At 37.9% G+C, this 21953-nt stretch carries 22 protein-coding genes and 2 pseudogenes; 23 read left to right on the top strand and 1 reads right to left on the bottom strand.

The features are described 5' to 3' along the window. The first annotated feature begins 36 nt into the window (after positions 1-36). Positions 37-928 (top strand): annotated as a pseudogene (gene fabD / locus ACFX5U_RS21525) (ACP S-malonyltransferase). 66 nt (positions 929-994) lie between these two features. On the opposite strand, the gene metK reads toward fabD, so the two are convergent. Beyond that, positions 995-2248: a methionine adenosyltransferase gene (gene metK, locus ACFX5U_RS21520; RefSeq protein ID WP_038701827.1), complete on the bottom strand. Its 1254-nt coding sequence runs from the start codon at positions 2246-2248 to the stop codon at positions 995-997. Positions 2249-2557: 309 nt separating this feature from the next. Between metK and ACFX5U_RS21515 the strand changes: the two genes are divergently transcribed. The 22 genes and pseudogenes from ACFX5U_RS21515 (at position 2558) to ACFX5U_RS21410 (ending at position 21936) form a co-directional block, all read left to right on the top strand. After that, positions 2558-2845: a diacylglycerol/lipid kinase family protein gene (locus tag ACFX5U_RS21515; protein ID WP_400262092.1), complete on the top strand. Its 288-nt coding sequence runs from the start codon at positions 2558-2560 to the stop codon at positions 2843-2845. Further along, positions 2784-3437 (top strand): diacylglycerol/lipid kinase family protein, encoded by a 654-nt coding sequence (locus tag ACFX5U_RS21510; RefSeq protein WP_400262091.1) that lies wholly within the window; start codon positions 2784-2786, stop codon positions 3435-3437. Before ACFX5U_RS21515 ends, ACFX5U_RS21510 begins: the two co-directional genes overlap by 62 nt. A 9-nt stretch (positions 3438-3446) precedes the next feature. Next, on the top strand, positions 3447-3797 hold the full coding sequence (locus tag ACFX5U_RS21505) for a translation initiation factor (protein WP_038701825.1): 351 nt from the start codon (positions 3447-3449) through the stop codon (positions 3795-3797). 467 nt (positions 3798-4264) lie between these two features. Further along, a complete protein-coding gene (locus tag ACFX5U_RS21500; protein WP_038701824.1) occupies positions 4265-5095 on the top strand; it encodes a MotA/TolQ/ExbB proton channel family protein in 831 nt (276 codons plus the stop codon). Positions 5096-5193: 98 nt separating this feature from the next. Then, positions 5194-5853, top strand: coding sequence for an ExbD/TolR family protein (locus ACFX5U_RS21495; RefSeq protein WP_400262090.1), 660 nt, complete (start codon positions 5194-5196; stop codon positions 5851-5853). Positions 5854-5877: 24 nt separating this feature from the next. After that, entirely contained in the window at positions 5878-6432 is a 555-nt protein-coding gene (locus ACFX5U_RS21490) for a biopolymer transporter ExbD (protein ID WP_038701822.1), read from the top strand. Between the two features lie 36 nt (positions 6433-6468). Next, positions 6469-7353, top strand: a complete 885-nt coding sequence (locus tag ACFX5U_RS21485) for an energy transducer TonB (protein ID WP_400262089.1) — start codon at positions 6469-6471, stop codon at positions 7351-7353. 274 nt (positions 7354-7627) lie between these two features. Further along, positions 7628-8563: a PstS family phosphate ABC transporter substrate-binding protein gene (locus tag ACFX5U_RS21480; protein WP_400262088.1), complete on the top strand. Its 936-nt coding sequence runs from the start codon at positions 7628-7630 to the stop codon at positions 8561-8563. Positions 8564-8716: 153 nt separating this feature from the next. Next, positions 8717-10309, top strand: a complete 1593-nt coding sequence (locus ACFX5U_RS21475) for a hypothetical protein (RefSeq protein WP_400262087.1) — start codon at positions 8717-8719, stop codon at positions 10307-10309. A 103-nt stretch (positions 10310-10412) separates the two neighbouring features. Next, the gene (locus tag ACFX5U_RS21470) at positions 10413-10790 is read left to right on the top strand and encodes an NADH-quinone oxidoreductase subunit A (RefSeq protein WP_280571453.1); all 378 of its coding nucleotides are present in this window, start codon (positions 10413-10415) and stop codon (positions 10788-10790) included. 103 nt (positions 10791-10893) lie between these two features. After that, positions 10894-11445 (top strand): NADH-quinone oxidoreductase subunit B, encoded by a 552-nt coding sequence (locus ACFX5U_RS21465; protein ID WP_038701817.1) that lies wholly within the window; start codon positions 10894-10896, stop codon positions 11443-11445. After that, complete coding sequence (locus ACFX5U_RS21460) at positions 11438-11941, top strand: NADH-quinone oxidoreductase subunit C (RefSeq protein ID WP_280571454.1); 504 nt, start codon at positions 11438-11440, stop codon at positions 11939-11941. Before ACFX5U_RS21465 ends, ACFX5U_RS21460 begins: the two co-directional genes overlap by 8 nt. A 21-nt stretch (positions 11942-11962) precedes the next feature. Continuing rightward, entirely contained in the window at positions 11963-13198 is a 1236-nt protein-coding gene (locus tag ACFX5U_RS21455) for an NADH-quinone oxidoreductase subunit D (RefSeq protein WP_200878590.1), read from the top strand. Further along, positions 13191-13709 carry an NADH-quinone oxidoreductase subunit NuoE gene (gene nuoE / locus ACFX5U_RS21450; protein ID WP_400262086.1) on the top strand — a complete coding sequence of 173 codons (519 nt, stop codon included), beginning with the start codon at positions 13191-13193 and terminating at the stop codon, positions 13707-13709. Before ACFX5U_RS21455 ends, nuoE begins: the two co-directional genes overlap by 8 nt. Position 13710: 1 nt before the next feature. Beyond that, positions 13711-15066 (top strand): NADH-quinone oxidoreductase subunit NuoF, encoded by a 1356-nt coding sequence (nuoF, locus tag ACFX5U_RS21445; protein ID WP_400262085.1) that lies wholly within the window; start codon positions 13711-13713, stop codon positions 15064-15066. Between the two features lie 27 nt (positions 15067-15093). Then, positions 15094-16107, top strand: coding sequence for a 2Fe-2S iron-sulfur cluster-binding protein (locus ACFX5U_RS21440; protein ID WP_038701813.1), 1014 nt, complete (start codon positions 15094-15096; stop codon positions 16105-16107). Position 16108: 1 nt separating this feature from the next. Continuing rightward, complete coding sequence (gene nuoH / locus ACFX5U_RS21435) at positions 16109-17149, top strand: NADH-quinone oxidoreductase subunit NuoH (RefSeq protein ID WP_038701812.1); 1041 nt, start codon at positions 16109-16111, stop codon at positions 17147-17149. 12 nt (positions 17150-17161) lie between these two features. After that, positions 17162-17674, top strand: coding sequence for a NuoI/complex I 23 kDa subunit family protein (locus ACFX5U_RS21430; RefSeq protein WP_400262084.1), 513 nt, complete (start codon positions 17162-17164; stop codon positions 17672-17674). A 10-nt stretch (positions 17675-17684) separates the two neighbouring features. After that, positions 17685-18182 (top strand): NADH-quinone oxidoreductase subunit J, encoded by a 498-nt coding sequence (locus ACFX5U_RS21425; protein ID WP_038701810.1) that lies wholly within the window; start codon positions 17685-17687, stop codon positions 18180-18182. Then, positions 18182-18511, top strand: coding sequence for an NADH-quinone oxidoreductase subunit NuoK (gene nuoK, locus ACFX5U_RS21420; RefSeq protein ID WP_038701809.1), 330 nt, complete (start codon positions 18182-18184; stop codon positions 18509-18511). The genes ACFX5U_RS21425 and nuoK overlap by 1 nt, the downstream gene beginning before the upstream one ends. 33 nt (positions 18512-18544) lie before the next feature. After that, positions 18545-20465, top strand: a pseudogene (gene nuoL, locus ACFX5U_RS21415) (NADH-quinone oxidoreductase subunit L). 25 nt (positions 20466-20490) lie between these two features. Next, the gene (locus tag ACFX5U_RS21410; protein WP_400262083.1) at positions 20491-21936 is read left to right on the top strand and encodes a NuoM family protein; all 1446 of its coding nucleotides are present in this window, start codon (positions 20491-20493) and stop codon (positions 21934-21936) included. The last annotated feature ends 17 nt before the right edge of the window (positions 21937-21953 follow it).

The raw sequence follows: 21953 nt of genomic DNA, 5'->3' as shown, positions 1-21953 counted from the left end.
ATATAAGTTTGTGCATTAGAATAGATAATTTTAAATATGAAAATAGCATATGTATTTCCTGGTCAAGGAGCCCAATTCGTTGGAATGGGTCAAGACCTCTATAATCTGAATGAAGAAACTAAAGCTTTATTTGAAAAAGCAAATGATATATTGGGATTTCGTATTACAGATATCATGTTTACGGGGACCGATGAACAATTGAAACAAACGAACGTTACACAACCCGCGATATTTTTACATTCTGTGATTTTAGCGAAAGCTTTAGGTGAACAATTCAAACCAGACATGGTCGCAGGACACTCATTAGGGGAGTTTTCGGCATTAGTTTCTGCTGGTGCTTTATCATTTGAAGATGGCTTGAAATTAGTGGCACAACGTGCAAATGCTATGCAAAAAGCATGTGAATTAGAGCCTTCTACTATGGCCGCTATTTTAGGGTTAGAAGATCGTGTGGTAGAAGAAATTTGTGCCCAGGTAGATGATGTCGTTGTAGCAGCAAATTACAATTGCCCTGGTCAGTTGGTGATTTCTGGATCTATTGCCGGTGTGGATAAGGCTTGTGCACTATTGACAGAGGCTGGTGCTAAACGTGCTTTAAAATTAAATGTAGGTGGTGCATTCCATTCCCCATTGATGGAAACCTGCTAAGATTGAATTGCAGGCTGCTATTGAAGCAGTTGAAATAAAAGTACCTTCCTGTCCGATCTATCAAAATGTAGATGCGAAACCATATCGTGATGCCGAAACAATTAAGAAGAATTTAATTGCTCAGTTAACAGGTGCTGTGAGATGGACTCAAACCGTTCAAAATATACTTGCAGACGGTGCAGAGGCATTTGTCGAAGTCGGCCCAGGTAATGTATTACAAGGGTTGGTGAAGAAGGTAAATCGCCAAGTACAGACTTCTGCAGCTAGTATTGCTGAATAAGGAATGTAGGAACAAATAGAATATTTACAAAAAAGGAGGTCAACGTTGACCTCCTTTTTTATTTTTTTATAGACCGAATGCGGTCTTTATTTTATCAATATAATCAAGTTTTTCCCATGTAAATAGTTCAACTTCAACTACTTTTTTCTCACCATTGGAGTTTTCAAATTCTTTGATTACTTTTTTAGGAGTTCTTCCCATATGACCGTAAGCTGCGGTTTCAGAATAGATAGGGTTTCTAAGGCCTAACCTTGTTTCGATACCATAAGGAGTCATGTCAAATATTTCAGATATTTTAGAAGCGATCTGGCTATCATCAATAGCTAATTTGCTCGTTCCATAAGTGTTAACATAAATTCCCATTGGATCTTTTACACCTATTGCATATGAAATCTGAACTAAAATTTCATCCGCAATACCAGCTGCAACTAAATTTTTAGCAATATGACGTGTCGCATAAGCTGCAGAACGGTCCACTTTTGATGGGTCTTTTCCGGAGAAAGCTCCACCACCATGTGCACCCTTACCACCATAGGTATCAACAATGATTTTCCGTCCAGTTAAGCCTGTATCACCGTGAGGCCCACCAATAACGAATTTACCTGTTGGGTTGATATGAAATTTGATTTCATCATTAAACAAATCTTGAAGCTCAGGTTTCAATTGTGCTTTAACCCTTGGTATTAAGATGTTTTTGATGTCAGCTGTAATTCTTTCACGCATTTCTTCTTCTGTAGAGAAATCGTCATGCTGCGTAGAGATTACAATAGTATCGATTCGAGACGGTTTATGATCTTCTGTATATTCTAGTGTTACTTGAGATTTAGCGTCGGGACGTAAATAGGTGATTTCCTTGTTCTCACGACGTAATGCCGCTAGCTCAAATAGCAAACGATGTGATAAATCTAATGCTAGAGGCATGTAGTTATCGGTTTCATTACTTGCATAACCAAACATAATCCCTTGATCGCCTGCTCCTTGGTCTTGTTTAGATTTGCGATCCACACCCTGGTTAATATCTGCTGATTGCTCATGAATTGCAGATAATACACCACACGAGTTCGCTTCAAACATATATTCTGATTTGGTATAACCAATTCTTTCAATTACAGACCGTGTGATTTTCTGGACGTCTAGATATATTTTTGATTTCACTTCTCCCGCCAGTACAACTTGTCCAGTTGTCACTAAAGTTTCGATTGCGACACGCGCATCTTCGTCCCAAGCTAAAAAATTGTCAATCAATGCATCTGAAATTTGATCAGCAATTTTGTCTGGATGTCCTTCTGAAACAGATTCGGACGTAAATAAGTAAGCCATATTACCTTTTTTAATATTATAAAGGATTTGCGGTGGAGAGGTTGCTACAATAGAAAAGTGCTAAATAGCCTAGCTATATGATGGTTTTAGCACTTTTTTACTGTGGTTGCAATCTCCTGTTATATTCTCATTCAGAATAAACTACGCAAATCAGTCCACATTTTTTATTGTCGATACAAAACTACAATACTTTCTGTTAAGATTAAAGATTTCTTGCACAATTGTTTTAAAATTACCGAGGAAGACAAGACATCTTTAAGAATTTTGACATTGTTTTAAGAAATTAGTGAATTACTGTATATTTGGTCTATGGGAGAACGTAGACAGATACTGTTTGTTATCAATCCTATTTCTGGAGGGAAGAGTAAAACATCCTTCAAGAAACAGGTTTTGGATGTGCTTGATATGCAGAAGTTTGATCCTACTTTTCAGGAAACTTCATATGCAAATCATGCTTATGAAATTGGTTTGCGCGCTGTCAAGGAAAAGTATGATGCAGTAATTGCAGTTGGGGGGGACGGTACAATAAATGAGCTTGGTTTCTGCTTTAGCGGAAAGTGGTATCCCTTTAGGGATTGTTCCGGAAGGTTCGGGTAATGGGCTTGCGTTATATTTAGGTATTCCTCTAAATGAGACGGCAGCTATTCGCAGAATCAATCGATTTGAATTTGTAGAGGTTGATTGCGGTACGATTAACGATAGAAAATTTTTTAATATCGCCGGATTAGGCTTTGATGCCTCAGTAAGCGAAAATTTTGCCAATGAAAATATACGCGGCCCTTTGGGCTATTTGAAATCAGCAATAAACGTATTAAGTAAATATAAACCTAGCGATTATAAACTTTGGATAGATGGTAAGGAGTATGAGCGTAAGGCATTTATGATTTCTGTAGCAAATTCTCCGCAATATGGTAATAACGCATATATTGCTCCTCAGGCATCCGTTAATGACGGGATTTTAGATGTGTGTATTGTGCATCAATTTCCGCTTTATATTTTGCCTAAAATGTTATTTCATCTCTTTAATAAATCGGCAGATCAGTCGGATTATGTGGAGATAATACCAGGAAAAAATATTAGAATAGAAGCGGTAGAAAATTCGATTGTTCATATTGATGGTGAGCCAGTTGACTTAGGGGACTGTCTCGATATTGGAATTATTCCAAAGGCATTAAAAGTTATTTGTTAAATTAAAGTTATGACTAAAAGTAAGAAACAGCAGTTTGAGGGCGTTGTATATTCAACTGATAGTAGTTTTGAATATCAGTTTTCAGACGAAATTGAAAACCTGGAGACACTTCCTAATCAACAGCAGCAACTTAAAGTTCAGTTGGATCGTAAAATGCGGAAAGGGAAGATTGTGACGTTAGTTACCGGTTATAAAGGTAAACAGGAAGATCTGGAAGCATTAGGAAAATTACTAAAGCAAAAGTGTGGGGTAGGAGGAAGTGCTAAGGATGCAGAGATTATAATTCAAGGAGACTTTAAACAAAAAATAGCCGACTTGTTACTTTCCGAAGGATACAAAGTGAAATTGGTTGGAGGATAGTATTGGCATATTTTAAGCTAAAATTCGTTTTATCTGGCAGCTGAGTCTATTGTAAATGGTTGAAGATTAATCGATAATCATTGTTTAAACTTTGAAGAATTGGTTTGTTTGATATAGATAGAGGTGAGTGAGCGGTTACTTGAATTTGCAATTAAATCGTTCGTTTTCTTGCATATCAAAAAAAAAATGGTTTTCATTGTAAAATATTTATTGCTTTGTTCTGAAAGGAGCATGACAGTATTGCTAAAAAAAGTCGGAACCGCTGAGGTGATAACTGAATATTAAGAGATTGTAAAGAGAATATGAACTATCTTTTATATTTCTAATATATTTCGCTTTAACATTTTAAATATAGCATAAAAGACTATATTTGCTTGACAAATTTTAAAACGATACCATTACAAAAGCATATAATTAAAAAAAACATATTATATTTAACAACAGTAAAAAACTAAAAAATTAGAAAAATGGCAAACGCACCTAAAACAAGTCCTGCTGCAAAACAAGAGAGCAATAATTCAGGTTCTTTCTTTGCACAAGCTGCAATTATCATTTGTTTCATTCTCGGTTACCTATTATGGAAATTTGTGATGGGTAGTCCTTCAAACTTTATTGAAGGTAATCCAGAGAACCAACCTTTACCAGGTAACTATATGGGTATGGTTTATCACGCAGGTGCTGTAGTGCCGGTTTTAATAGGCTTATTCTTAATGGTATGGGTGTTCTCTATTGAGCGTTTCATCGTAATTGGAAAAGCTTCTGGAACAGGAAATGTTGGTAATTTCGTAAGAAAAGTACAAGTATTAATTAACGGTGGTAATTTGGATTCAGCTATTGCTGAGTGTGACAAACAAAAAGGTTCTGTTGCAAACGTTATCAAAGCTGGTTTAGTGAAATACAAAGAAGTTTCTGTTGATACCGCTGTTGATACAGAGAAAGCTACAATTGCAATTCAAAAAGAAATCGAAGAGACTACAGCATTAGAAATGCCGATGTTAGAGAAAAACTTAAACGTTATCGCTACATTAGTTTCTATCGGTACATTAGTAGGTTTATTAGGTACAGTAACAGGTATGATCAAGGCCTTCAGTGCATTGGCAGCAGGTGGTAGTCCTGACTCAGCTAAATTAGCAAATGGTATTTCTGAGGCCCTAATCAATACAGCAACAGGTATCGGTACGTCAACAATTGCGATTGTTATGTACAATATCTTGACTGCTAAAATTGATAAATTAACATATTCAATCGACGAAGCTGGTTTCTCAATCGTACAAACATACGCTGCGAACCACAAATAGTAATTTTATGATCTTTGAAATTATTTTTTATGGAATAATAGTTTCGACTGCATCATATATTAAAGAGATTGAATAATTAATTTATAAAGAAGTTTAAAATGGGTAAAGCAAAAATAAAAAGAGCCAGTACATCCATTGATATGACCGCGATGTGTGACGTATCATTCTTGCTTCTTACATTCTTCGTATTGACATCAACGGCAAAACAACCTGAAGCATTTGAGGTTGATACGCCAGCGTCTACAACGAAAGATAAATTACCAGATTCCAACGTGGCTATTATCACGGTTGGCGACAACGGTAAAATATTCTTCGGTACAACAGATCGGGATGTTAGGGTTAAGACTTTAGAGAAAATGTCGACACGATACGGCTTGAAGTTTTCTCAACAAGATTATGACCAATTTGCGTTAATGGAAAATGTTGGAACACCAATGAAAACAATCAAGCAGGTTTTGGCAATGGAGCCGAGCCAACGTCTTGCCCCAGGTATTCAGAATGGTGTTCCTGTAGATAGTACAGAAACATTGTCGAATGAATTATACCAATGGGTACAAACCGCACGTTTAGCTGCTGCAGAATTGAATAAGGAAAAGGAAAATAACAAAAATTTTGTTGATCCAGGACCATTGAAAATTGCTATTAGAGCTGATGCTGCGGAGAAGTTTCCTTCAATTAGTGCTATAATCGAAACATTACGTAATCAGAAGCAAAATAAATTCAGTTTCATTACTGGTTTACGTGCAGAAGATAAATAATGTTGATTTAATAAAAACAAATAAATGGCAGAATTAAATCAAGACAGTGGTAAGGGCGGAAAAGGCGGAAAAGTAAGAGCTAAGAAAAACGGTGGTAAAGTCGATTTGACAGCCATGGTAGATTTAGCATTCTTATTGATTACCTTCTTCATGTTGACTACGTCTTTAAATAAACCACAAGCAATGGACGTTGCTTGGCCTGATAAAAATAAAATTAAAGATGAACAGTCTGATATATTAACTGCAGATAATCGTTCAGTAACAATTTTATTAGGGTCTGACAACAAAGTTTCTTGGTATTATGGACAAATAAATGCACCAATAGAAGGTCCTACGGTTACAGGGTTCGGCGCAGCTGGAATACGTAAAGCTTTGATTGAGAAAAAAGCTTATGTTCCTCGTGTTGCAGGCGGAAAAGATGTAATCGTAATTATCAGGCCTAGTGATATGTCTACGCAGAAAGATCTTGTTGATATTCTTGACGAGATGAAGATTGTAGATATTAAACGCTATATGATTGCGAAAATCAGTCCTGAAGAAATAGATGTTTTAAAACGTGATAATATTTATAATGACTAAGTTAGTTATTATAGAAATCGCGAAAACTATAGAAATATGATTGGGTCAAAATTAGATATTTTTAAAAAGGAATGGCTTGATGTAGTATTTCAAGGCAGAAACAAGGAGTATGGAGCTTATGAGCTTCGTAAACTTGCTCCTAAGGCTACCAACATTGGTTTGTTGGCAGTTGTAGTTGCCGTAGTACTATTGAGTCTTCTTAGATTATTCGGAGGTAGCCTATTTCCTGATAAACCTATTGAAGCCGCTCCAGTTATTACTGAAGTGACTCTAGAGGATTTGGAGGAGATTAAACCACCTGAGCCAGAAGAAGAAGAACCTCTTCCGATTGAGGAAGAAAAGCCTCAGCAGGTAGCAATGGATATACCAAAAGAAGATTTGGTACGTTTTCCAGAGCCTAAAGTAGCGCCAGCAGCTCAAGTGAAAGAAGAAGTTGCTGCTCAAGACGAATTCAAGGATGATAAAAAAACTCCAGCGCGTATTACTTTAAAGGGTAGTGCAGCAGGTTCTTCAGTAGCAAGAGGTGAATTTGGAACGAAAAAGCAAGATGGTGCTATCACTGGTGTTGCTAAAGGAGATCCAAATGGTGATCCTGATGGATTGATTTCTTTTACCTCGGTAGAAGTACAACCTGAACCTCCTGGAGGGATGGCAGCATTTATGAAATGGGTAGGTGCTACTTATGAGTATCCAGCTGCTGCATTGGAAAATGGAATCAATGGTGTAGTAGAAGTTTCTTTTGTCGTCGAAAAAGATGGTAGTTTAACAGATATAAGTGTTAAACGTGATCTTAAATACGGTGCAGGAGAAGCGGCTGTTAGATTATTGAAAAAAGCGAAAAAATGGCGGGCAGGTGTTCAAAATGGTCGTCCGGTACGTGTAGCTTACACATTGCCGATTCGTTTAAGCATTAGTAATTAATGGCGAATCTTAATTCAAATAATACAAGTTACAGACAGAAATCGCCTCTAAAGCGATTTCTGTCCATTTTGGGACTATTTATGTTCGGCCTCTATTTTTCGTTAGGCCTATTGGTTATTTTTTGGAAAGATTTCCCTTTGGAAATCAACCCTATGTATAGAACCTTATTTGGTGTAGTCCTTATTGTCTATTCTTTTCTACGTTTTGTTAGATTGTGGTTCAATAATTTTAAGTAATCAATTTTCTATATTTTCACCAGTTTATTTATTGTAATATGAAAAGCAGCTTAAAAATAACGCTATTCTCCATTTTAGGGATTTCAATTTTAGTTAGTTGTAATCATAAAAATAAACAAGAGCATAACGCTCCAAGTCAAGATATTCTTCGTGGTAAGGTTAATATCCTTGTAGATGAAACTGTATACCCTATTATTAAGGAGCAAGTTGAGGTTTTTCAAAGCTCCTATTCCGATGCGACAATTGAATTATTAGCTAAGCCCGAAATTAAAGCTATAAATGCTTTATTGGCTGATACGGCAAACATTATTATTTTGACCAGAAAGCTAACCGAAGCAGAAGGACAGAGTTTTAAGAATCGTCAAATTATACCAAAAGAGTATCAAATTGCAACGGATGCTGTTTCTTTAATAAATAATATTGGTGATACAGATACTACCATTACACTTTCCGACGTTAAGTCATTGTTAAACGGTGGTTTAAAAGGTAAGTATAAAGTTGTATTTGATAATGCTAATTCCAGTACGTTACGGTTTCTAAAAGAATATTTATCGGTAGAAAAGATTGATCCATCAGCAATTTCAGCACTTGACAATAACGAAGAAGTGATTAAATATGTCAGTGAAAATAAAGGTACAATCGGTATTGTCGGATACAATTGGATTTTGGAATTTGCTCAAAAAAAATCAAATTTATTGAATAAAATTCGTACATTGAGCGTTGAAAATGCCTTAGGGGATAAGAAAGATGGTTTATTTTATAAACCATCCCAGTCTAATCTGTCTTTAGGCCTTTATCCTTTTTCGAGACCCATTTATGTGTTGAATTATCAACCAAACATAGGCTTAGGCGTAGGATTTAGTGCATTTTTAAAGGGTGATCGCGGACAGCGAATCGTTTTAAAATCGGGATTATTGCCCGCGACGATGCCAGGACGGGAAATAGTTCTTAGAGAAGAAAATAGTTTAAAATAAAATATAAAAAAGTACAACAATAGATTATGACAAACAGTAAATTATTATTTAGTCTGTTATTAGCAGGTTTCTGTTGGCACTGCAAGTGCACAAAGTTTAAAGGATGCTAGAGCGGCTATCGAAACAGAAAACTACGGTAAAGCAAAAACAATTTTGCAACAATTAGTAAGTAAACAAGCTAAAGTTGGTGATAATTACTTCTATTTAGGTCAAATTTATTTGGTTAACGATAAAGCCGATTCAGCTGCGATTATGTTTAATCAAGGTTTAGCCGCTGATCCAAAATCTTTAATCAATAATGTTGGTTTAGGCTATATTGATTTATTGAAAAAGGATAAGGCAGCAGCAGAGTCTAAATTTTCAGCAGCAAACGCTAATCTTAAGAAAAAAGATTATGAAGAGTTGTTGGAAATCGGCCGTGCTTATATCAAGGCTCCAGAGCCAGACTATGCTAAAGCATTGGATTATCTAACGCAGGCAAAAGCTAAAAACACAAAGGATGCAGCGATTCCATTAGCGTTAGGGGATGCGTATAGAGGTTTAAAAGAAGCAAGTAGCGCTTATACAAGTTATAGTGATGCTATCGAATTAGACCCTAATTCAAACCGTGCTAAAATCGGTCTAGCAACTATCGTTCGTGGAGCTCAAGCCTTTGATGAGGCGGTAGCTCAATTAACGGCAATTACAACAGAGTCCCCAGATTATGCTCCAACTTATCGTGAGCTTGCGGAAACCTATAATATGTGGTCGAAAGCTCCGGGTACTTCTGAAGAGAAATATGTTGAGTTGAATAAAAAAGGTGTTGAGCAATATAAAAAGTATTTAGAAGTAAACGGTGATAATTCTTTGGAAGCAAAGATTCGTTATGCAGATTTCTTAGTATATGCAAGACAGTATGATGAATTAGGTGCTGTATCTGAAGAGTTAGCTTTAAATCCAGATGTAGATCCAAAAATCTATCGTTATTTAGCATACAATGCTTTTAGAAATAAGGAATATTCGAAAGCATCTGAAAATTTAGAAAAAATGTTTGCGAAGATGGATACATTACGCGTTATTCCATTGGATAACATGTATGCAGGTCTATCGGATGTAGCCAATAATAAAGTTGAATCTGGTATTGTTTTTATCCAAAAAGCGATTGATCAGGATAAAGAGTTATTAGCAGAGGTTGCAGAAACAGCATTTGCAAAATATCAAGATCAAGAGACTGCTACAGCAGTAGCATTATTTGAGATCATTGCTAAATACCCAGATACGGATTACTATTTTGATTCAAACTACTATGCTGGAGAAGGTAATTATCAAATCGGTTTCAAAAAAGATCAAGAGAGTAAAGATGAAGAAGGTAATGTGATCAATCAAGCATTACGTGATGAGGCAATTGCTAACTTGGTGAAAGCACAAGCAGATTTGAGTGTTATCGAAAATGCAACTAAACCAGAAGTATTGGATAAATACTTGGTTTCAGCTCTTTATTACAAAGCATTTGCTTCTTTGACGGCTGATAATTTAGTTGAGCCTAAAGGCGATTTCGTAGCTCCTTTCGAGAAGTTGATCGTAACAATCAATGAAAGAGGTACACAAGAAAAGAATAAAGCATATTTAGTAGATGCTAACACTTATATCGGTTTTTACCACTACTTCAAAAATGATGTAGCAAAGGCAAAAGCTAGTTTTCAAGAAGTATTAAAATTAGATCCTGAAAATGAAAGTGCTATCACTTATTTGGATGCTTTAAAATAAGCTTGTTAATTTTTACAAAAAGGGGGAAACATTTGTTTCCCCCTTTTTTGTTTTTACCTGATTTTTTGCTAAATTTAGGTTTTACCAATATAAACATTTTGATATGGAGCAAGTTAGTGCTAGTGCACCTATTGACTATTTGCCAATTTTATTTCAATTCATTGTTGCTGCTGGATTCGGTATCGGCACAATCATCATTACGCATTTAATTGGACCCAAAGTTAGGACAGAAAATAAATTGAGTTCATTCGAGTCTGGTATCGAAGTTATCGGTAATGCCAGGCAGCCATTTTCAATCAAATATTTTCTTGTTGCGATTCTCTTTGTGATTTTTGATGTAGAGGTTATATTCATGTATCCTTGGGCTGTAAATTTTCGAGAATTTGGTTTTGAAGGCTTAATGCAAATGTTTCTCTTCATGGGGATGTTGCTTTTGGGCTTTATCTACGTGATTAAAAAGAAGGCATTAAACTGGGATTAGAATTGTTCTAAATTGTGCTAAATGCTTGGTATTTACCAAGAAAATGTTAGTTTTGATATGTGCGAAGGCACGCAACTATAAACCACTTTAAATTATATTTTCCATGAGCGACATTAAGTTGGCCAAAGCACCCGCGGGTGTAGAGGGCGCTGGTTTTTTTGCCACGAGTTTAGATAAAGTGATTGGTTTGGCGCGTTCAAATTCTTTATGGCCATTACCTTTTGCAACTTCTTGTTGTGGGATCGAGTTTATGGCTACGATGGGCTCAACTTACGATTTGGCCCGTTTTGGTGCTGAGCGTCCGAGTTTCTCTCCTCGTCAAGCAGATATGTTGTTGGTTATGGGCACTATCGCTAAAAAAATGGCTCCAGTCTTAAAGCAAGTATATATACAAATGGCCGAACCGCGCTGGGTAATAGCAGTTGGCGCCTGTGCATCTAGTGGCGGTATTTTCGATACTTATTCTGTTTTACAGGGAATCGACGAAATAATCCCCGTAGATGTATATGTACCAGGTTGCCCGCCAAGACCAGAAGCGATATTAGACGGGGTTTTACGTTTGCAAGATATTGTAAAGAATGAATCCTTAAATAGAAGAAACACGCCTGAATATCGCGCGTTATTAGAAAAATATGGAATAGAAACTTATGGATAAGTTAGATAACACCTCTTTGTGGGAAAAATTGGCAACTAAATTTGGAAGTGATGTTTCACAGGTTGCAGACGGATATGATCTGTTAACGATTCATGTTGAAGTGGAAGCCATTACAGCTGTTCTAATTTTTTTAAAACAAGATGAGGATTTAAGATTTATTCATTTGACAGATATTACGGCGGTTCATTATCCCCTACAAGTAAAGGCTTTTGAAATCGTCTATCATGTGCATAGTTTGGTTAATAATATACGTATTCGCGTCAAGGTTCAGGTTGCTGGGGTTGATCCAGAGATTCCAACAGCAACTACCATTTGGAAAGGAGCCAATTGGATGGAGCGGGAAACATATGATTTTTATGGGATTCGTTTTTTAGGTCATCCAGATTTGAGACGCATTTTAAATGTGGACGATATGGAAGTCTACCCGATGCGGAAAGAGTATCCTTTAGAAGACCCCAATAGGGTCGACAAAAAAGATCTTTATTTTGGACGTTAAAACTAAAAAAGTAAACCAGTTATGAACGATTTTATTAGCAATATATCTCCCAATAAACCTGTATACGACGATAATGACCCACAAGATGAGTTGATCACCTTAAATATTGGACCAACACATCCTGCAACACATGGTGTGTTTCAAAATGTGGTTCAAATTGATGGAGAACGTATCGTGAGTGGGGTTTCAACAATCGGTTATATTCATCGAGCTTTTGAAAAAATTGCAGAGCATAGACCCTTCTATCAAATAACACCGCTAACGGATCGATTGAATTATTGTTCAGCTCCCATCAATAATATGGGTTGGCACATGACCGTGGAGAAGCTTTTGAAAATAGAGATTCCAAAACGGGTACAGTACATGCGTGTAATCGTGATGGAATTGGCTCGGATCGCAGATCATATTATCTGCAACGGTATTCTTGGTGTTGATACAGGTGCATTCTCCGGTTTCTTGTATTTGATGCAAGAGCGGGAGTTTATCTATGAGATTTTTGAAGAGATATGTGGTGCACGTTTAACCACTAATATTGGTCGAATAGGGGGCTTTGAAAGAGATTTTAATGACATTGCTTTTGCAAAAATTGCTGAATTTTTGAAAAGATTCCCACCAGTTCTGACCGAGTTTACGGAGTTATTTGATCGTAATCGCATTTTTATAGAGCGTACTTCGGGCATTGCTGCAGTTACACCAGAAGAAGCAATAGATTATAGTTGGTCCGGCCCAATTTTACGGGCGACAGGTATTGATTATGATGTTCGAGTACAAAACCCTTACTGCTCTTATGAAGAGTTTGATTTCGACGTTCCAGTAGGAACTAAAGGTGATGTATATGATCGCTACATGGTGCGTAATGAAGAAATGTGGCAATCCTTACGGATCATAGAACAAGCATTGGAAAAAATAGAAAAAGAACCCAAGGGTATTTTCCATGCCGATGTACCAGAATTCTACTTACCTCCAAAAGAACAGGTTTATACGAATATGGAGGCGCTGATCTATCATTTTAAAATTGTGATGGGAGAAGTCGATACGCCTAAGGCAGAGGTTTACCATGCAGTGGAAGGAGCCAATGGAGAGTTGGGGTTTTACTTGGTTCACGATGGAGGACGCACTCCTTATCGTTTACACTTTAGGAGACCGTCCTTTATAAATTATCAAATGTTTGCTCCGATGAGTGCAGGAATGTTGCTGTCGGATGCCATACTAAATATGAGTAGTCTTAACGTTATTGCAGGAGAATTAGATGCTTAGTGTCAAAAACAATGAAGTTGTTGAATTTTCTTCAACATTGCTAAATCAATTTGCTGATATAGTCGGACGTTTTCCAGAAGGAAGGCAGAAATCAGCATTGTTACCTATACTGCATTTGGTGCAAGCTGAATTCGGTTGGTTAAGTCCCGACGCGATGAATAAAGTGGCTTATTATTTAAGTATTGAGCCTATAGAAGTATTTGAGGTTGCTACTTTTTACACGATGTACCTCTTGCAGCCACAAGGTAAATATGTGCTGGAAGTATGTCGTACAGGTCCCTGCTGTTTGGTAGGTGCCGAGGGAATCATGGCACATCTTGAGCATAAACTAGGTGTTAAAGAAGGTGAAGTTACAGCAGACGGTTTATTCTCTTGGAGAGGTGTGGAGTGCCTCGCTGCTTGCGGCTATGGCCCCGTGCTACAGATAGGTCCAGCGTATACTTTTTATGAGAATTTGACAGCAGATAGTGTCGACCAATTAATAGATGATTTAAGCTCAAAAACGATTTAATATGGCACGTAAACTTTTGTTAACGCATATAGATGTTCCAGGGATTCAAACTTTTGATGTTTACCGTCAAAATGGAGGTTATCGTTCGGTAGAAAAAGCACTCAAAACAATGTCTCCAGATGATGTAGTCGAAGAAGTTAAAAAATCAGGTCTCAGAGGAAGGGGAGGAGCAGGTTTTCCGACAGGCATGAAGTGGAGTTTCTTAGCTAAACCAGAAGGTGTTCCTCGTTATCTCGTCTGTAATGGCGATGAATCTGAACCTGGGACATTTAAGGATCGTTTTTTAATGACGCATATTCCCCATGCCCTGTTAGAAGGTATGATCGTTTCCAGTTATGCATTAGGTGCTCATACGTCTTACATTTATGTGAGAGGAGAAATGATGCCACAGATTCGTATTCTGGAACGTGCCATACAGGAAGCGAAAGCCGCAGGGTTTCTAGGTAAAAATATATTGGGTTCGGGTTATGATTTGGAAATTTATGTTCAACCAGGAGCAGGAGCTTATATCTGTGGTGAAGAAACGGCCTTATTAGAATCCTTAGAAGGTAAAAGAGGCAATCCAAGAATAAAGCCACCTTTTCCCGCTATAGCAGGATTATATGGGTGTCCTACGGTGGTGAATAATGTTGAATCGATTGCAGCAACTGTTCCTATAATCAATGATGGTGGAGAAGAATATGCAAAGATCGGTATTGAGCGGAGCACAGGAACTAAATTGATTTCCGCAAGTGGAAATTTGGTGAAACCTGGTGTATATGAGATTGAATTGGGTCTTCCAGTGGAAGAGTTCATTTATTCGGACGAATATTGTGGAGGTATCGCCAATGGTAAAAAAATGAAAGCTGTGGTCGCAGGCGGTTCATCTGTTCCTATTTTACCGGCCAATTTGATTTTGAAAACCGCAAATGGCAATAACCGTTTGATGACTTATGAATCATTGGCTGATGGTGGATTCCAAACAGGATCTTCTATGGGTTCTGGTGGGTTTATCGTTTTTGATGAAGATCAATGTATTGTTCGCAATACTTGGAATTTCAGTCGTTTTTACCATCATGAGAGTTGTGGTCAGTGTTCTCCTTGTCGCGAGGGAACCGGCTGGATGGAGAAGGTGTTGCATAAGATAGAAAATGGACACGGTAATCTGTCCGATATAGAATTGCTTTGGGATATCCAAAGGCGTATAGAAGGAAATACCATATGTCCTTTAGGAGATGCAGCAGCATGGCCTGTGGCAGCTGCTATTCGTCATTTCAGAGATGAGTTTGAATGGCATATCAAGCATCCAGATGATGCTTTGATACGTAATTATGGATTGGCACATTATGCGGATCCTTTAGTACCGGTTGTTTCTTAATTAGATTGTGGTTTACGAGATACGAAGATGGCAGAAGAGGTAAAATTAAAAGTTATTATAGATGGTATTCCTGTTGAAGTAGCACCAGGGACAACAATTTTGAATGCGGCACGCCAAATTGGTGGGGACATTGTTCCTCCAGCCATGTGTTACTACTCTAAATTGGAGGGTACAGGAGGTAAATGCCGTACTTGCTTAGTCAAAGTGTCAAAGGGATCTGAAAAAGATCCTCGTCCTATGCCCAAATTGGTGGCATCCTGTCGAACAACTGTTATGGATGGGATGGAAGTCGAGAATATTACTTCCCCTGATGTTGTGGATGCACGTAAGGCTATTGTCGAGATGTTGCTCATCAACCATCCATTGGATTGTCCCGTGTGTGATCAAGCTGGAGAATGTAAGTTGCAAGATTTAGGTTTTGAGCATGGCTCTGCCCAGACCCGTTATGAGTTTGATAGAAGAACGTTTGAACGGGTCGATATCGGAGATAAAATACAGTTGCATATGAACCGCTGTATCTTATGTTATCGTTGTGTATTTGTCGCCGATCAGATTACAGACAAACGTGTACACGGTATTATTGGACGTGGAGATCATTCAGAAATTTCGACCTATATCCAGAATGTGGTTGAGAATGACTTCTCGGGGAATGTAATTGACGTATGTCCAGTGGGGGCGTTGACGGATAGAACTTTCCGCTTTAAGAACCGGGTTTGGTTTACAAAACCCGTTGATGCACATCGTGATTGTCCTACTTGTTCGGGCAAAGTGACCCTATGGTATAAAGGGGCAGATGTGATACGGGTGACAGCACGGAAAGATGAGTATGGAGAGGTTGAGGAGTTTATCTGTAATACTTGCCGCTATGATAAAAAGGAAACCCGCGATTGGAAATTGGAAGAACCAACTCCAATCAACGACCAATCCGTTATTGCATCCAATCATTACACACGCTTTAATCCACCAGCTGTTATCGAACTCGACCCTGTATTGCAGGAACAAAATTTAGAACAATTGGCTAGAACAGAAAAATTGAAATAATATGGAGTGGTCATTTGTCATAGAAAAATTCGCCCTAGTAACCCTAGTTTTTGTGATCACACTAGTGATTGCCATGTACTCTACTTTGGCGGAACGTAAGATAGCTGGTTTTATGCAAGATCGTTATGGTCCAGATCGTGCGGGTATTTTCGGATTATTACAACCATTATGTGATGGAGGTAAGTTTTTCTTTAAAGAAGAGATTATTCCAGCAGGAGCACATAAAACATTATTTATTCTTGGACCGACAATAGCGATTATCACAGCCTGTGTTAGTTCTGCAGTGATTCCTTGGGGACAATCGTTGACCATTGGCGATCGTGTCATATCGTTGCAAGTTGCAGATGTGAATGTGGGTATCCTGTACATGTTTGGTGTTATAGCGCTGGGCGTATACGGCATCATGTTGGGGGGATGGGCGTCGAATAATAAATTCTCCCTAATGGGTGCTATTCGTGCTGCATCACAGAGTATCAGCTATGAAATTGCCATGGGTTTATCGATTATCGCATTATTAATGATCACCGGGTCTCTTTCATTGAAAGAGATTGTCGCGCAACAGTCTGGTTTTGTGAATTGGAATATTTGGTATCAGCCATTGGGTTTTATCATCTTTATGGTATGTGCCTTCGCAGAGTGTAACCGTGTTCCTTTTGACTTGCCTGAATGTGAGACTGAATTAGTCGGGGGTTATCATACCGAATATTCGTCTATGAAATTGGGACTCTATATGTTTTCCGAATATATCAATATGTTCGTCTCCTCAGCGTTGATGGCGTCTCTATATTTTGGAGGGTATAATTTTCCTTTTATGAATGACTTAGGTCTTTCGGAAAATTGGATTACGATATTAGGGGTATTGGCCTTCTTTATTAAAATATTTGCTTTTATCTTCTTCTTTATGTGGGTACGTTGGACTTTACCGCGTTTCCGTTATGATCAGTTGATGAATCTAGGGTGGAAGATGTTGATCCCGTTAGCTATCGCGAATATTGTTTTGACAGGAATTATTACATTGATTAAGGATACATATTTTTCATAGAAGGGAACAGTTATGCAACCATTAAGTAATAGAAAAAAAGTATTAGACCAAAAACCGATGAACTTTATGGAGCGGATTTATTTTCCTGCTATCATAAAAGGTTTATCGATTACTTTGAGACATTTTTTTAAGAAAATACCGACCATTAAATATCCGGAGGAGCAGCGACCATATTCTAAGAATTTTAGAGGGCAACATTCGTTGAAACGTGATGAACAGGGACGAGAGCGTTGCACAGCCTGTGGGTTATGTGCGTTATCCTGCCCCGCAGAAGCCATCACGATGATAGCTGCAGAACGTACAAATGAAGAGAAGCATTTGTATCGAGAGGAAAAATATGCAGCAGTATATGAAATCAATATGCTCCGTTGTATCTTTTGTGGCTTATGTGAAGAAGCCTGTCCTAAAGAAGCCATTTATTTGGACGGCCCACATGTGACAGCCGATTATCTCCGTAAAGATTTTATTTACGGAAAAGATAAATTGGTAGAACCAAAATTTGATATTACAAAATTGAATAGTTAACCAAAAATCTATGACTGTTTTTTATTTAGTTGCCTTTCTATCGCTATTTTTCGCGCTGATGACCATCTTCACGAAAAATCCTGTGCACAGCGTTTTATACCTTGTAATTACATTTTTTACGTTTACCATTCACTATATTCTATTAAATGCCCAGTTCTTAGCAGTTGTCAATTTCATCGTCTATATGGGAGCCATCATGGTCCTCTTCTTATTTGTATTGATGCTTTTGAATCTCAATAAGGACACCGAACCGATGAAATCAAAATTGGTGAAAATGATGGGTGTGATAGCAGGTTGTTGTATGGTAGTCGTTTTTTTTGGAGCCTTTCGTGTATTTGAAATATCAAGTCCCTTGGTCGCCAAAAATCCAGATATCGGGTTAGTGAAAAATTTGGGAAAGGTATTATTTAAAGAGTTTTTGCTCCCGTTTGAATTGTCTTCAATTCTATTATTAACGGCGATGATTGGAGCAGTTTTATTAGCGAAAAAAGAAACAAGAAAAGTATAATGGAAACAGCAATTCAACAATTACAAGGTGTTCCTATAAATCATTATCTGATTTTTTGCAGCCTAATTTTCGTCATTGGTGTGGTCGGAGTACTTATTCGTCGTAACGTCATCATCATGATGATGTCGATAGAATTGATGCTGAATGCCGTTAATTTACTTTTAGCTGCATTTTCAGTACAACATGGAGATGCTTCAGGGCAGGTCTTCGTATTCTTTATTATGGCTTTAGCAGCAGCAGAAGTGGCGGTGGGCTTGGCTATTATTATTATGGTATATCGAAATACGAAGTCAGTAGATATTGATTCTCTTCATAAACTTCGATGGTAATTTACAGCATTAAAAAAAAGAAAGATAGTAGCTATGCGTGATTTAATTTGGTTAATTCCTTTATTACCCTTGATTGGTTTCCTGATCAATGGGCTTGGTCGACAATTGCTTTCAAAAAGTTTGGTAGGTTTTATCGGTAGTGCTACCGTATTTGTTTCCTTTCTGTTGAGTTGTAGTATTTTTGCAGCTATCTATCAGGCACGAGCCCTAGGGGAAACAGGTGTGATAACGCAACATATCTTCGATTGGATTAAAATCGGAAGTTTAGAGGTTTCACTTTCCTTTTTGGTGGATCCTTTAAGTGCGATTATGTTACTTGTTGTGACAGGTATAGGCTTTTTAATCCATATTTATTCCATTGGATATATGCAGCAAGATGCAGGTTTCGCAAAATATTTTGCTTACCTGAATCTCTTTATCTTTTTCATGTTGCTACTAGTAATGGGGTCCAATTACTTGGTGATGTTTATCGGCTGGGAAGGTGTAGGACTTTGTTCTTACTTACTTATTGGTTTTTGGTATAAAAACAGTGATTATGGCGCAGCGGCTAAAAAGGCTTTCGTGATGAATCGTATTGGAGATTTGGGTTTTCTACTCGCAGTCTTCTTTATATTTAGTGCTTTTGGTTCTTTAGAATTTGCTACGGTATTTCAATCAGCCAAGAACTTTCCGGTAGGTGATGTGACCATATTAACGATTACACTCTTACTTTTTGTAGCAGCCACCGGTAAGTCTGCCCAGATTCCATTGTTTACATGGCTACCAGATGCCATGGCTGGACCAACACCCGTTTCAGCATTGATCCATGCGGCAACCATGGTAACTGCAGGAATTTACATGATTGCGCGTTCTAATATTTTATTCATACTTTCTCCTTTGACACTCCAGATAATCGCGGTAATAGGTGTCTGCACAGCATTATTTGCTGCTGCTACAGCATTGACACAGAATGATATCAAGAAGGTCTTAGCCTATTCAACGGTTTCCCAGTTAGGGTATATGTTTTTAGGATTAGGAGTAGGTGCATTCACAGGAACATTTTTTCATGTATTGACACACGCATTTTTTAAAGCTTTATTATTCTTAGGTGCGGGATCCGTTATCCATGGTATGAGCAATGAGCAGGATATGCGAAAAATGGGCGGTTTAAAAAAAGCTTTGCCTATTACCTATATAACGATGATGATTGGCACCATCGCCATTTCCGGAATCCCACCTTTTTCGGGCTTTTTCTCTAAAGATGAAATTTTAGCACATGCTTTTGCTGCAAATCCGATTTATTGGGTTTTGGGGTTCATAGGAGCTTTGATGACTTCTTTCTATATGTTCAGATTGATTTATTTGACTTTCTTTGGCACGTTTAGAGGAAGTGAAGAACAAAAGCAGCATGTACACGAATCTCCGACCTCTATGACTCTTCCTTTGATTGTATTGGCCGTGTTGTCTATTTTCGGTGGTGTACTCAATCTTCCTGAAGTTTTGGGAGGTAATGCCTGGTTGGCAAACTTCCTGTCGCCCGTGTTTGTTGACGGTGCAAATCTACAGCACGCACATACTATTACACATAGTACCGAGTATATGTTGATGGGAGTGTCTATCGTTGGCGTTTTGGTTATGGCATTTGTTGCGTACAATAAATATGTAAGGCAGGCCGTCGTCCCAGAAACATGATCAAGTTGAAAGAACTGGTCTAGCTAAGCTTTCTTATCATAAATTTTATGTCGATGAAATCTATGATCGATTGCTCGTAAAACCAATCAATAGGTTATCGGTGTTTTTCGCAAGAGTTGTCGATGATTTAGGGATTGATGGTTTAGTCAACGGGATTGGTAAATCGTCCTTTATGACAGGAAAAGGAGTTCGTCTTTTACAAAGTGGAAATGTTGGTTTCTATCTTTTACTGATGGTCGTTGGAGCGATTGCCATCTTTATATACGGTTTATTGAGTTTTTAACATTGTAATAGCTATTTGATCATCAATGGATAACCTATTTTTACTTATTTTAACTCCTATTATTGGTGCTTTATTTTTACTATTTGTATGTCAACATGCAATAGCAAAAAAAGCAGCACTGATTTTGTCTTTGATCACGTTGGGTCTGACAGTTCCTTTTATTTGTCAATTCGATGCTTCAGGTGACTTTAATTATGAGCAGTCATATCCATGGATTGCTGCTTTAGGTGTAAATTTTCATATTGGAATCGACGGGATTAGTTTACCATTATTGGTGTTGACCAATGTTTTGGTTCCACTCATTGTACTGACGACTTTTAGAAAACCCTTTAAGGGTAATTTTTATGCACTGATGTTTTTCATGCAAAGTGGGTTGATGTTGGTTTTTTCAGCGCTGGACGCCTTTACATTTTATGTTGGTTGGGAAGTTGCTTTGATTCCGATTTATTTTATATGCGCATTATGGGGCGATGGAGATCGCATCCGCGTCAACTTAAAATTTTTCATCTACACATTTCTCGGTAGCTTACTCATGCTGATCGCCATTTTATACCTGCACCAGCAGGTCGCGACCAATGATTTTGAATGGCACTCCTTTGTTTCACTTGATTTGGATGCGGTTACACAACGTTGGATATTTTGGGCCTTTTTTATTGCTTTTGCTATTAAGATACCTATTTTTCCTTTTCATACGTGGCAGCCCAATACCTATACGCATGCACCAGCAGCAGGAACGATGCTACTAGCCGGTATTATGCTGAAGATGGGCGTATATGGTTTGATGCGTTGGCTTTTGCCAGTGGTGCCAGAGGCCGCCGCTAGCTACGGTCAATTGGTTATGATTTTGTGTGTCTTCGCAGTAGTTTATGCATCCATCATCGCCATTCAGCAACAAGATACCAAACGCGTTATTGCTTACTCTTCAATTGCTCACGTTGGGTTGATCAGTGCCGGAGTTTTTGCATGGAATATCACCGGCCTGAGTGGTGCTATGATGCAGATGGTGAACCATGGTATATCTGTTGTCGGATTATTTTTTGTGCTCGATATCATTCAAGACCGAACAGGCTCACGAGACTTAAGGAATTTGGGCGGCATCGCTAAAAAGGCGCCACGCTTAGCCCTAGTTTTTTTAATCATTATCATGGGCGCCATTGGTCTGCCATTGACAAATGGGTTTATTGGCGAATTTTTATTGCTCAAAGGAATTTACGAATATGGTGTTTGGTATGCTGTTTTTGGTGGCTTGACACTTATTTTAGCGGCAGTATATATGCTCCGATTATATCAAAAAACCATGTTGGGAACTACTTCAGAGCGGACAGAAAACTTCAGTGATATTGCGGGAGTCGAACTGTATACCTTAGTGATTATCTCGGCATTAATTATTTATTTAGGAATTTTTCCAAACAGCTTATTGCATATTTCTTCAGCGTCCGTGTCCATCTTGGCTACGTTCTTAGGAAGATAATTACAGACTTAAACTTT

It is taken from the genome of Sphingobacterium sp. SG20118 (assembly GCF_044740685.1).
Taxonomy (GTDB): domain Bacteria; phylum Bacteroidota; class Bacteroidia; order Sphingobacteriales; family Sphingobacteriaceae; genus Sphingobacterium.
The sequence above is the reverse complement of the archived record's forward strand: the minus strand, read 5'-3'. Positions and strand labels throughout refer to the sequence as shown.